We start from the raw sequence: 13,505 nt of genomic DNA, 5'->3' as shown, positions 1-13,505 counted from the left end.
ATATTTAATAAATGGCAACTATCTGGTTACTATGTATTTGATAGCGTTAATAATTTTGGAGTATTTTACAAACCGTAGCTTTTTCATACATAGCCTCACTACTTATTTTGCCTACTCATCCTTATTATTGACGGCACAAATATCAAAGTAGTGTCTTATTAATAGACCTCAATAAATGAATAAATACGGTAACCCTATGCCTATGAAAGCCAATACCTCCACTAAGTCCGACCCGTATGATCGCTCATACGATAGGCAGGCGAATGGTCATCAGGTTAAAAATAATCACAATTCGCTCGCTAGCAAAACACCGGCAAACGATAGCTATTTGTCAAAATCAGACTTATCGAAGTCGAGTGCGAATAGCTCGGTTGCAAGTAATGATGCCAGCTATGCTTATGAGCAAGATGACCTGCCAGCTTATCACTTCAGTGAATCGGCTAGTGCTCCTAGTCGCTCTGGTGATGTCAGCTGTGGCTATAAAAAAGCCACGCCAGTTGCTAAAAGTACTCTAATGAAAAGTACCCTAATATCTGACGAAGAAGAGATGCTATTGCACTATATGCAGAACAATACTCAGTCGACTGATAATAAGAAAAGTAGTGCTAACACTACAGAACGACAGGATGCGCTGCAAAACAAGCAAGATATATTAAAACAAGAAGTCATCAATACTACTAATAGTGAGCCAGAGGTCGATGGAGTGCTAGATAATCCAGATTTGGCTCATAAACAGCTGCACCAGAATCAAAGTGCTATAAATACTACTGTTAAAGTTTCGGAGAGAGTTTTTATGTCCAGTCTTCTTAAGCATACTGGTATTGCTTTAGCTATTATTATTCCGCTAGCCGCGTTTTCAGCTTACGCTGCGACTCCTGAGCAGACAGTAACTGCTGCTAAGAACATGAATAATACTGAAGATCAAACAACAGAGATAAATATTGATCCCAAGAACATTATCCATAAGTCAGCGACTCAGCCTACGACAGTGGATAGCGTGGACTTGGATAAATACGCTGGTACTTGGTACGAGATAGGACGTCTGCCGATGTACTTTCAGCGTAATTGTGCAAGTGATGTAACCGCTAACTATACTGAAAAAGCCGATGGCTCTGGCATTATTGTGACGAATAAATGTCTGGATAAAGACGGCTCGCAAACTGTGGCTGAAGGCTTAGCTAAGCCTGCTGATGCTACTGGCAGCAAACTGAAAGTAACTTTTTTGCCTACTTGGATTCGCTGGTTGCCTATCGGGCGCGCTGATTACTGGGTACTAGCGCGTGATACTGACTATCAAACGGCGTTAGTGGGTACGCCAGATAAAGACTATCTGTGGTTGCTGGCACGCTCGCCCAATGTGACTCAGCAAACCTATGCAAAGTACCGTCAGATCGCTCAGGACCAAGGATACAATCTTAAAGAGTTTACCTTAACGCCTCATGCGAATCAGACTGTTAACTTGATTCCTTAGTAGCGACTAGGTTATGTTGTTTTGGGTAAAACGGTTATTACTGGCAAAACTAAGTGTTTTAGGCTAAAATCTACGCCATTTATTGCCTTTGATTCCGCTATTATTTGTAGCGCTTACCAAAGGATAATTAACGAACATTTTCTACCTCTTTTTTATTGTTTTTTATTTACTGACTATTCATTTACTGATTATAAGGATGCTTCCTGTGAGCAATGCTGATACCTTACGCCAATTACATCAAGACCAGTTAAGCCAATATAATAACCAAGAGCAACAAGCGATTGAGCTGATGGGTGTACTCAATACTCTTTATAATGAGCAAGATGTACAAGTCACTTTATTTGGTGAGACATTAGATACCAGCTCAGTAGGGCAAATATTAGCGCTACATCAAAAGACGGCGACTCGCAATAATAATGGTCAAGCAGTGACTATTGCTGATACGCTAGCCATCGTAAAAACATTAGCACAAAGCGATGTGACTGCAGCAAGCGTAGATGTCGGTCAGCTTATCGCTAGTGACAGCGATGTACAACAAGCGCTACAAGGGGCTAGTGCTAATGGAGCGACTAACGATGCAACTGACATTGTGCTCTACGGGTTTGGCCGTATTGGACGTATCCTCACGCGTTTGTTATTAGCGCAGGCCTCAAGTGCTAAAGGCTTACAGCTAAAAGCTATTGTCGTGCGCCCTGCACCTGCAGGCGATCTAGCTAAGCGTGCTTCGCTGCTTGAGCGCGACTCTATCCACGGCGGCTTTACCGGTAGTGTGAGCGTTGATGAAGCCAATAACGGCATCTTAATCAATGGTCGTTTTGTTCAGGTCATCTATGCCAAAGACCCAAGTGAGATTGACTATACCGCTTATGGTATCGACAACGCATTGGTTATTGATAATACGGGTATCTGGAAAGACGAAGACGGCTTAGGTAAGCACTTACAGTCTAAAGGCGTACAAAAGGTACTACTAACAGCTCCTGCCGGCGGCGATATCAAAAACGTCGTTTATGCGGTAAATAGCGACACTATTGGCGATGACAAAATCGTCAGTGCGGCAAGCTGTACGACTAACGCCATTACTCCGACGCTCAAAGTGTTAAACGATGAGTACGGCATCGAGAACGGTCATGTCGAGACTATTCACTCCTTTACCAATGATCAAAACTTGATTGATAACTATCATAAATCTGATCGCCGTGGTCGTAGTGCGGTACTGAACATGGTAATCACTAGTACTGGCGCGGCAAAAGCTGTGGGTAAAGCTTTACCAGAGCTTAGCGGTAAATTGACTGGTAATGCCATTCGTGTACCGACGCCAAACGTCAGCTTAGCGATCTTAAATCTGAATTTAAAAACTGCGCCAAAAGATGCTGACGCTCTTAACCACTTCCTACGTGATATGGCCAATAGCAGCACTTGGCAAGCACAAATTGCTTATACGGACTCTACCGAAGCTGTTTCTACTGATTTTGTAGGGACTAAGCATGTGGGTATCGTTGATGCACAAGCGACTATCGTTACTGATAATCATGCTACGGTTTATATTTGGTATGATAATGAAGTCGGTTACAGCACCCAAGTCTTACGCGTAGCAGCGCAGATGGCTGGTATCAGCTACACGCAAATTCCAGCGTAACGCTTGCTTGCGTAGACTGGTCAGGCTGTCAGATAATAGTGAATCATAACGAATAAGCATCGTTGTTAAGCTATATCAGGTCGCCTATAAGACACCCGATAGTCGCATTGGTTATCGGGTGTTGTTGGTATTATGGTTTATAACCTTATAGTGTATGATTGGACCTGAGCAGTAGGCTGTGAATGGCCAAGACGTTTAGCAGTATTTATATTTAGCAGTACTACAATAGTAAATTAAGGAAGGTAACATGCGATTTATTGATGAAGCCGTCGTAACGGTAAAGGCAGGTGACGGTGGTAACGGAATCGCCAGTTTCCGCCGAGAAAAATACGTCCCTCGTGGTGGTCCTGATGGTGGTGATGGTGGTAAAGGCGGCGATGTTTATGTCATCGCTAACGACAACACCAACACTTTAGTGGATTATCGTTATACTCGCCGCCATGATGCCAAGCGTGGTGAGAACGGCCATAGCAAGAACTGCGCCGGCAAAGGCTCTGACGATATCTACTTGCCAGTCCCTATTGGGACGACTATCATTGACACTGAAACTGATGAAGTCATTGGCGATTTGACCGAAGTGGATCAAACTCTACTGATCGCCAAAGGTGGTGATGGCGGTTTGGGTAATACCCACTTTAAGAGCTCAACCAACCAAGCTCCGCGTAAAGCGACCTCAGGTTTTGAAGGTGAGCTAAAGGTACTTAAGTTCGAGCTAAAAGTAGTAGCTGATGTCGGTTTAGTCGGTCTGCCTAATGCCGGTAAGTCTACCTTTATCCGTCAGGTCTCTGCCGCTACACCAAAAGTCGCTGATTATCCTTTTACTACGTTAGTGCCGAATTTAGGGGTGGTTGATATCGGTCGTCATCGCTCCTTTGTGATGGCAGATATTCCGGGTCTGATTGAAGGCGCCTCAGACGGGGCAGGGCTTGGTATTCGCTTTTTAAAGCATGTGGCCCGTACGCGCCGCCTATTACACATCGTAGATATTCAGCCGCTTGATGGTAGTGATCCTGTTGAGAACGCCAATGTCATCTTAAATGAGCTCGAGCGTTTTTCACCGGAGCTGGCCAACTTACCGCAAATTTTAGTGCTCAATAAAATCGATCAGATTGTAGACGAGACTGAGCTCAATGAGCTGTGTACGCATATCGTCGCTGAGCTTGGCTGGACGGGTATTGTGTTTCGTACCTCAACCCTTACCGGCGAAGGCGTCGACGCGGTTAAGTATCATCTGATGAATGAGATCGAGCGCGAGCGCGAACGTGAGTTCGAGGATCCTATTTTTGCTGAAGAGCAAGCCGAGCGCTTTGAGCGTTTAGAGAGTGAGGTGCGCCGCAACACTGAAGCACAGCGCGAAGCTTACCGCGCCGCTCGTAAAGCGCAGCGTGAAGGAACTGATATTAATGGTGAGAATCTAACTGACTTTGATGATGACGACGATGACGGCGTAGAAGTGGTTTATGTTCCTTAACTAAGATGCGATAGCCACAAATACACTAGTCATAAAGACAACAGCCATAAATGCGCCGATAATCATATATTGGTTCACTAACTGGTGAGTTGATAGATTTTGATACAACAGTGCTCAACACTAAGGAGTAAACGTGTTAGATTTAGCGCTAAAGGATTTGAGTAGTCACTTTTCTCAAAAACTTTAACAGCGTGATGTAAATATTAATACAAGTAGCAATAATATAAGTACCAATCCCTAGGCACCATTCATAGAAAGGAGTTTTTTATGGCAGTTGACAGCGAACAAACGACAGAAGAAGCAAGGTTTATTAAACAATCCCGCAACTTTGATATTCAGCGCGTTATTGTCAAGATCGGCTCATCGTTATTGACTAATAATGGTCGCGGGCTTGATCGAACTGCTATTTATGGTTGGGCAAAACAGATTGCCAAACTGCATAACCAAGGTATGGAAGTGTTACTGGTGTCATCAGGTGCTGTGGCTGAAGGCGTAGTACGGATGAATCTAGAAGAGCGTCCCAAGAAGCTTATGGCACTACAAGCTTGCGCTTCTATCGGTCAGATGGGTTTGATCGAAACTTGGTGGTCAGCGCTGATTCAGCATGGCGTCCAAAGCGCGCAGCTACTACTAACTCATGATGATCTATCTAACCGTAGCCGTTATTTGAATACTGGCGGCGCTTTAACTCAGTTGTTAGAGTGGCGCGTACTACCGGTCATTAATGAGAATGATACGATCACCATTGATGAGATTAAATTCGGTGACAACGATACTTTAGGGGCGATGTCAGCGGCCTTAGTCAATGCTGATCTATACATCATCTTAACCGATCAAGACGGGGTGTTTACCGATAACCCGCGCGACAATCCCGATGCGAAGATGATCCGTCAAGAGCGAGCGATGGCTGATTATTTGTTTGACATCGCTGGTGATGGCGGCAAACTTGGGCGCGGCGGTATGCTGACGAAGATTCGCGCAGGGCGTCTTGCAGCCATGGGCGGTTGCCCAACTGTGATCGTCAGCGGTGCCATTGATGATGTGATTACTCGTGTGGTCTCAGGCGAGGCGTTAGGGACTTTATTGACTACCAATGAAGCGGACAAAATCATCGCTCGTAAACAGTGGCTTGCCGCGCATCTACGTATGGCGGGTAGTTTAATCGTTGATGCTGGCGCAGCTAAAGCACTCGTTGAGCAAAATCGCAGCTTATTACCCGTTGGGGTGGTAGAGGTACGTGGTGGTTTTGATGAGGGTGATGTCGTCGAAATCGTGCATCAAGATACCAATGAGCGAATAGCGGTTGGCCAAGTCAACTTTTCTTCACATGAAGCTCAGCGCGTAGCACGTGAGCGTACTGAGCAGTTTGACAAGATTCTTGGTGATAAAGATGAGCGTATAGTTATGGTGCACCGCGACAATTTAGCTTTAACTTCATAATGTTTGATTAATACGTCATATTTGATTTTTTGTAGGGCAGGTTAGCGATAGTATAACCTGCCTTAAGTTTAACGTTTTTGTTGAGCTACTTGGTATTTGCTTTACCACTTAGGCGACAATAAAATTTTATAATAATACCTATTTCTACTTTGGAGATTTGTCAATGAGTGTTTCAGACAATAGCCGTTCGCCTAAGCACGAATTTGCACCCCTAAAAAACGACAGATTGCTGCGCGCCATGCGTTTTGAGCCGATAGATACCACTCCAGTATGGATGATGCGTCAAGCAGGTCGTTATTTGCCAGAGTATAAAGCAACCCGCGCGGAAGCGGGCGACTTTATGAGCTTATGTAGAGATACGGCGCGTGCGACAGAAGTTACTGTGCAGCCCCTGCGTCGTATGGATTTAGATGCGGCTATTTTGTTTAGTGATATCTTGACGATTCCGGACGCTATGGGCTTAGGCTTGTATTTTGAAACGGGCGAAGGTCCTAAATTTAAGCATCCTATTCGCCAGCAAGCCGATCTTGATCGTTTGCCAACCTTAGATGCCAATGACTCTTTGGATTACGTGATGCGCGCCGTGACTAGCATCCGTAAAGAGCTCAATGGTCAAGTGCCGTTGTTCGGTTTTTCAGGTAGTCCTTGGACACTAGCGACTTATATGATTGAGGGTGGTAGCTCAAAAGACTATCGCTATACTAAAGGCTTTTTGTATAGTAACCCTGATTTTTTGCATCAGTTGTTAGACAAGCTAGCGATAGCAGTCATTGATTACTTAGATGCCCAAGTCGTCGCTGGCGCGCAAGTCTTACAGATATTTGATAGCTGGGGCGGGGCGCTAGGCCATCGTCAATTTATCGACTTCTCGCATGCTTATAATAAGCGCATTGTCGCGGAGTTAAAGCAGCGTCATCCAGATGTGCCTGTAGTACTATTTACCAAAGGCGGCGGTCTATGGCTCGATGTGCAAGCCGATAGCGCCGCGGATGCGTTGGGGTTAGACTGGACTACGCCACTCGACCGTGCTCGCCAAGTATTGACTGAGAGTCAGCGTGATTTGACTAAGCGCCATAAAACCTTGCAAGGCAGTAAGGCTATTCAGGGTAATCTGGATCCTGCAACTTTATATGGCTCTCCAGAGAGCATTCGTAGCGAGGTTAAGCTGATGCTAGATGGCGCTTATGCTGGTGGTGACAAGACAGGGTATATTGCCAATTTAGGCCATGGTATTACTCAGTGGGTTAACCCTGACAATGCAAAAGTCTTTGTCGATGCCGTGCATGACTACCAGATTTAGACGCTAAGTTTAGAAGGTATGAGTTTGGTATTGAGAGCCGCATTAAGTTTTAAAAAAGGATAAGTTATGATTTCAGCAGCGATTGTCGGTGGTACAGGGTATACAGGTATTGAGCTTATTCGTTTATTATCTGCCCATCCTAAGGTGTCTATTGATCTATTGACCTCACGAAGTGAAGCGGGCACTCGCGCTGATGAGATTTTTCCAAGCTTGCGCGGGATATCAGATATTGTCTTTAGTGATCTAGGTGAAGATACGCTTGCAGCGCTGCAAAAGTGCGACGTGGTATTTTTTGCTACCCCGCATGGCGTAGCGATGCAGCAGGCCGAAGCTTTAACCGCGTCTGGTATTAAAGTCGTCGACCTAGCCGCTGACTTTCGTTTGCAGTCTTTGGCGGAGTTTGAAAAATGGTATAAGCAATCACACGCGTGTCCTGACCTGCTCAAAAGCGCAGTTTATGGCCTACCAGAGATCAACCGTGATAAATTAGCTGATGCGATGCTAGTAGGAAATCCAGGCTGCTATCCAACAACGGCTATTTTAGGTTTAAAACCGATTATCGCGTTGCAAAATCAGCAAAATGAGCGTTTGATAGAGTCTCGTATCGTAATCGATGCTAAGTCTGGGGTCTCAGGTGCAGGTCGCCAAGCGAGTCTGGCGCTAAATTATGCCGAAACCACTGATAATTTTAAGGCGTACGGAGTGACAGGACATCGTCATTTGCCTGAGATTGAGCAAGGGATTGAGCAGCTATTAGCGAGTCAATTCACGCAGCGCATCCGCTTTTTACCGCACTTAGTACCTATGATACGCGGTATGTTCAGCTCTATTCATTTAGAGCTGACTGAGTCAGGTGCTGCTATCGATTGGCAGCAGGAGTTTGAGAGTAGCTATAACGGTGAGGCTTTTATTGATGTATTGCCGACTGGTGTATATCCTGACACGCGTAGTGTACGCGCCAGCAACCGTTTGCGTATCGCGATCTATCAAGACAATGAGCGCCGTGAGCTGACAGTACTGGTGGTTCAAGATAATTTAGTCAAAGGTGCAGCAGGGCAGGCCGTACAAAACATGAATGTGATGTTTGGGTTTGAGGAATCAATGGGCCTTAACGCAGCGCCGATTGTCCCTTGATAGGTTTTATCGCAGTAATGTCTATCGTAGTAATTTTTTTATATTAGTAATTAAGCCAAAAATTCAGTGAAAAGGCGTGATTACTAATGTAAATTGATAAAGCTAATTACTGACGCTATAAATTAGGGATAAACTTACCTTTATGAAGTCTAACAATGACTGAGGCTGACAATAATCTGACCAAGGATGTTGACTATTGATTCATTTGGCTTACAGGGCGATGCTAGGTATTGCCCATAAATTCCGTTATAATGTCTTGCCTTTCCTCTTAAGAGATACTGTCCAGATGCGTACTAAGACTGCTATTTGCTTACGCTTGCCGCCAGTACCTTTGCCTTATCAGGACGATTTACTGTCTTTTAAATCAGGCTTGACAGCGCAGCAGACCACTAGCAATGACGACGCTCAGCCATTAATGAGCGAGGCACAGCAAATAAAAGTAGATGATTATCCATTGAAGCGTAGCGCTATAACAGCTTCGGGCAGTAAGCAGCTTTATGGTACTGGTTTTAAAAGCAAACAAGCAGGGGCTGCGTCTTGGATATTAGCGTTGTTTGCAGCAGCTATCCTGCTTACGGTGATAGTAGGGTTAGCTTTAGGCCATAGCTTGGGTTACAAGCGTGGCTACCATGCTCTAGAAGTGCAAAATAAACAAGCAATCAACAGTACCCAGATGACCGTGCAAGAGTTAGAGGAGATGCGAGCAAGTTATAAGGAGCTGAGCAATCAAGTTGCAGTAGCTAAGCAAGAGCTGACCATCAGTCTAAATAACTTGGATGAGCTGCGTGAGAATCAAAAAGAGCTTAGTCTCGAAAACAAGCAGCTTAATCAGCTCAACGAGGTTTATGCTGCGGCTCTCAGTGAAGAAGGTGGCCTACCGCTGCAAGTACTAGGGGCTAAAATTGAGCCACTACCTGAGAACGCTTTTGAGTTTGGCTTTGATGTCGCTATGCTCAGCGAAGACGGTCAGGCAAAACGTTTGAATGCCACTTTGATGTTACTGAACGACGATGATTTCGTGGAAGTTCCCTTAGATTCGGCAAGTTATTTGCTCAAAGGGATTACTCGTATTCGTGGCCGCTTTGTCATGCCTAACAACTTTGAACCATTACAAGTTAAGCTGGTACTGACAGCAGACGGTCAAGAAGTTGAGCAGCTATATGACTGGACGCTAGGAGATCGAGTAGATAGTATGCCGCTGTCTTTGATAGATCTGCCAGAAGTGGATCAGTCTCCTATATAGGCGCACGCCTTAACTCCCTGACACCTTAAATTATTCAATATGAGTCTAGCTACAAGAAGTAACTGGTAGCTGGTCTTTACATTTTTATCTTAATATTATTATGAAGTTATTATGATGACACCTCAATTATCAATCGCTAAAAACAGTGAGCCAACGGTAATGGATTGGCATTTGCCTAGTATGCCGGCAGGTATCCGTGCGCAAGATGATGACCCCGATACCCAAGGCGAGCCGCAAGCCGATGTATTGGTGGCTGAGCCTGAGGTCGCTAAGCCGCCTATGTATGCGGTGGTGATGTACAATGACAACTATACGCCTATGGAGTTTGTGGTCTATGTGCTGCAATCAGAGTTTAAGCATAACGTCGATTCTGCGGTACAAATCATGTTGACGATTCATAATACTAGTAAAGGAATAGCCGGTATCTATCCTAAAGATATTGCTGAAACAAAAGCCAAAAAGGTCAATAGCTTAGCGCATCGTGAAGGTTATCCGCTACTCACACAAATCGAGCCGCATCAAGGCGAATAAGTCATAATCGAGTTTAAGTCTTTTTACAAATAAACGATTAATCGACTCATTTGCCATTATTTTTATAAGGCCATTGCAGAGCCCTTTTTATATTATCTCCTTGTTTTATCACTTGATTTTTATGATAGGCAGCCCTATATAGTTTATAAGGGCTGCACTTATATCGTTACTACAGCCTTTCATTCAGCTATCGCTGCTACAGCTTTGTATTTTATCTTCTTTAAACTGTCATTCTCTTCAATTTATTATCACCTTCAATTTCATTAGTCAGCATTCAATCGGCTGGTGATCGTATGCTTGTTCACGCGTTTATCTTATAGCTTATATGCCTTGATACATTTTAGTCGTTGTTAAAAGATTGACTATCTATGGCTATCATGTTGATATGAATAAACGCTGATGAAATACTCAGTCTGTAATGAATAAGAGCTATTATCCAGTCATAACCCTGATATTTGCGCTTGAACATTCACCATACCGCCCTAATTTATCAGTTAAGCTATTCAATTATAAAAAGTTATACAACCGTAGGAATTCGTTATGTTAAGTCGTCATCTTGAAGTTTCTTTACGTTTAGCAATGACGCTTGCGCGCCAAAAATCGCATGAGTATCTCACTGTTGAGCACTTACTACTAGCGCTGCTTGAGAACACTCATGCGGCCAACACACTGACAGCCTGCAATGCTAATATCTCAAGCTTGCGTACAGAGCTTGAAACTTATATTAATAAGCATACGCCAACGGTAGATGCCGATCTAGAGCAGTCTCCGCAGCCGACTCAAAGCTTCGATCGTATCTTGCAGCGAGCTATTTTTCATGTGCAGTCTATTGGCGGTGGCCGTTTGGTTGAAGGGTCAGATATTTTAGTTTCTATGTTCTCAGAGCATGATACTTACGCTGTCTATTTGCTCAAAAAACAAGGCATCAGCCGCTTGGAGCTGACTCAATATCTCTCGCACGGTCAAGACAAAGACGAGCCTGCGGAGTCGCGCTCTTCTATGACGGGCGAGCGCCGTAGTGCTCAAGAGAAGACCAGTAAAGATCCTCTAGTGGAGTTTGCTACTAACCTTAATCAGCGCGCCGCTGAAGGCAAGACAGATCCACTCATTGGCCGTGCCCTAGAGATTGAGCGCACTGCCCAAGTATTATGCCGCCGCCGCAAAAACAACCCGCTGTTAGTCGGTGAGCCTGGCGTGGGTAAAACCTCCATTGCTGAAGGTTTAGCTTGGTTAATTATTAATGATAAAGCGCCCAAACCACTCAACGGCTGCGTGATTTATAGTTTAGATATCGGTTCGCTAATTGCTGGTACTAAGTATCGCGGCGACTTTGAGAAACGTATGAAGTCATTGCTTGATGCGCTCAAGAAAAAGCCAAATGCCATCTTGTTTATCGATGAGATTCACATGATTATCGGTGCTGGCTCCTCTATGAGTAGCAATATGGACGTCTCTAATCTGATCAAGCCGGCGTTAGCCAATGGCGAGCTGCGCTGTGTTGGTTCCACGACCTTTACAGAATATCGTCAAGTGTTCGAAAAGGATCATGCACTCTCGCGTCGTTTCCAAAAGATCGATGTCAAAGAGCCTAGCGTAGACGACAGTATTGATATCTTACGCGGTCTAAAACCGCGTTATGAAGAGTTTCATAATGTCGAATATACTGACGAGGCTTTAGTTAGCGCAGTAGAGCTGTCCTCGAAGCATATTCATGAGCGTTTCTTGCCAGACAAAGCGATCGACGTTATCGACGAAGCGGGTGCGTACAAGCGTTTGGGCGTGATTCCTGATGCCGAAGACATTAAAGCTGAAGAGAGCTTTATCGCCGATCTCGAACAAGACATCGATGATACCGATTATGATGATATCGACGCCAGTCTTGAAGACGACACTGATAACGAGATGAGTGAGCAAGCAGCATTAGCGAAGTCGGATGATAAGTCGCAGACTCATACAAATGCTCAGCAAGCTACTGATTTTGATTATGCTGGCTCTAATAAGGCACAAAAAGCACCGATTAAAATCGATGTGGCTGATATCGAAGCGATTATCGCTAAACTAGCTCGTATTCCGCCTAAGTCTGTCTCTACCGATGACAAGAGTATCCTTGAGCATTTAGATCGTGACCTTAAACATCTCGTCTTTGGTCAAAACGAAGCGATTGAAAACCTAGCGGATGCGATCAAACTATCGCGTGCCGGTCTTAAAGCGCCAGACAAGCCTATCGGCTCCTTTATGTTTGCAGGGCCTACTGGGGTGGGTAAAACCGAAGTTTCGCGCCAATTGGCTAATTTGCTGGGCGTTGAGCTGGTCCGTTTCGATATGAGTGAGTATATGGAAGCGCATACAGCCTCTCGTCTGATTGGTGCACCTCCTGGCTATGTTGGTTTTGATCAGGGCGGCTTATTGACTGAAAAGATCAATCAGCATCCGCACTGTGTGTTGTTGCTTGATGAGATTGAAAAGGCTCATCCTGATGTCTTTAACTTGCTACTGCAAGTGATGGATCATGGTACTTTGACAGACAATAATGGCCGTGTGGCAGTCTTTAAACAAGTTATCATTATCATGACCACTAACGTGGGCGCTGAGAGTATTAGCCGCTCATCTATGGGTTTCACGGAGCAAGACCATAGCCGTGATAATACTGAAGCGCTTAAACGGGTGTTTACTCCAGAGTTTCGTAACCGCTTAGATGCGATTATTCAGTTCAACGCGTTAGAGCCTTCAGTTGTCACCTCAGTGGTTGATAAGTTCTTGGTTGAGCTACAAGTCCAGCTCGATGACAAACAAGTCACTCTTGAGATTGATGACGAAGTACGTGATTATCTAGCGGATAAAGGCTATGATCGTCTGATGGGCGCACGTCCTATGCAGCGCCTCATTCAAGATGAGATTAAAAAACCGCTTGCCAGTATGATCTTGTTCGGTGATTTGGTAAATGGCGGGGTTGTGCAGCTCACTTTAGCACCGGAAGAGGAGCAGACGACAGAGTCGGTAGATCTTGATAAGAGCAGCCGCAAAGCAAATAGTTCAGACGACAGCCGTATACTTTTGACAGTCGTTGAGACTCATGAGCCGCGCTCAGATTCTGAATCTGTCGCTAGTTAATATGATCTTTGGTTATTATAACGACTATCTCTATCTATAGAGGTAGTCGTTTTTTTTATGCACTTATTCTCGTTTGAGCTAATTTGTTTGCTCAATTTATTTTAAAAGTCTAATGAAAAACAACCGTTATTTTTGTTACCCTCGCTAGTAAGATTTACTGATAATTAA

At 44.5% G+C, this 13,505-nt stretch carries 9 protein-coding genes; all 9 read left to right on the top strand.

Going from position 1 to position 13,505, the window contains the following annotated elements; genetic code table 11:
• Positions 1 to 175 precede the first annotated feature (175 nt).
• The 9 genes from W234_RS14055 to clpA all read left to right on the top strand — a co-directional run bounded on the left by W234_RS14055 (position 176) and on the right by clpA (position 13,337).
• A complete protein-coding gene (locus tag W234_RS14055) occupies positions 176 to 1,471 on the top strand; it encodes a lipocalin family protein (RefSeq protein WP_025647058.1) in 1,296 nt (431 codons plus the stop codon).
• Between the two features lie 196 nt (positions 1,472 to 1,667).
• Positions 1,668 to 3,107, top strand: coding sequence for a glyceraldehyde-3-phosphate dehydrogenase (locus W234_RS0111885; RefSeq protein WP_037059819.1), 1,440 nt, complete (start codon positions 1,668 to 1,670; stop codon positions 3,105 to 3,107).
• A 247-nt stretch (positions 3,108 to 3,354) separates the two neighbouring features.
• Positions 3,355 to 4,578, top strand: coding sequence for an Obg family GTPase CgtA (gene cgtA, locus W234_RS0111880; protein WP_025647056.1), 1,224 nt, complete (start codon positions 3,355 to 3,357; stop codon positions 4,576 to 4,578).
• A 267-nt stretch (positions 4,579 to 4,845) separates the two neighbouring features.
• Positions 4,846 to 6,018, top strand: a complete 1,173-nt coding sequence (gene proB, locus W234_RS0111875) for a glutamate 5-kinase (RefSeq protein ID WP_025647055.1) — start codon at positions 4,846 to 4,848, stop codon at positions 6,016 to 6,018.
• 163 nt (positions 6,019 to 6,181) lie between these two features.
• Positions 6,182 to 7,318: a uroporphyrinogen decarboxylase gene (hemE, locus tag W234_RS0111870; RefSeq protein WP_025647054.1), complete on the top strand. Its 1,137-nt coding sequence runs from the start codon at positions 6,182 to 6,184 to the stop codon at positions 7,316 to 7,318.
• Positions 7,319 to 7,384: 66 nt separating this feature from the next.
• The gene (argC, locus tag W234_RS0111865) at positions 7,385 to 8,452 is read left to right on the top strand and encodes an N-acetyl-gamma-glutamyl-phosphate reductase (RefSeq protein ID WP_025647053.1); all 1,068 of its coding nucleotides are present in this window, start codon (positions 7,385 to 7,387) and stop codon (positions 8,450 to 8,452) included.
• Between the two features lie 286 nt (positions 8,453 to 8,738).
• Positions 8,739 to 9,695 carry a hypothetical protein gene (locus W234_RS14050; protein ID WP_156923997.1) on the top strand — a complete coding sequence of 319 codons (957 nt, stop codon included), beginning with the start codon at positions 8,739 to 8,741 and terminating at the stop codon, positions 9,693 to 9,695.
• 111 nt (positions 9,696 to 9,806) lie between these two features.
• A complete protein-coding gene (locus tag W234_RS0111855) occupies positions 9,807 to 10,226 on the top strand; it encodes an ATP-dependent Clp protease adaptor ClpS (protein ID WP_413771581.1) in 420 nt (139 codons plus the stop codon).
• Positions 10,227 to 10,766: 540 nt separating this feature from the next.
• The gene (clpA, locus tag W234_RS0111850) at positions 10,767 to 13,337 is read left to right on the top strand and encodes an ATP-dependent Clp protease ATP-binding subunit ClpA (RefSeq protein ID WP_025647051.1); all 2,571 of its coding nucleotides are present in this window, start codon (positions 10,767 to 10,769) and stop codon (positions 13,335 to 13,337) included.
• The last annotated feature ends 168 nt before the right edge of the window (positions 13,338 to 13,505 follow it).

Source organism: Psychrobacter sp. TB15, assembly GCF_000511655.1.
Lineage (GTDB): Bacteria > Pseudomonadota > Gammaproteobacteria > Pseudomonadales > Moraxellaceae > Psychrobacter > Psychrobacter submarinus.
The sequence above is the reverse complement of the archived record's forward strand: the minus strand, read 5'-3'. Positions and strand labels throughout refer to the sequence as shown.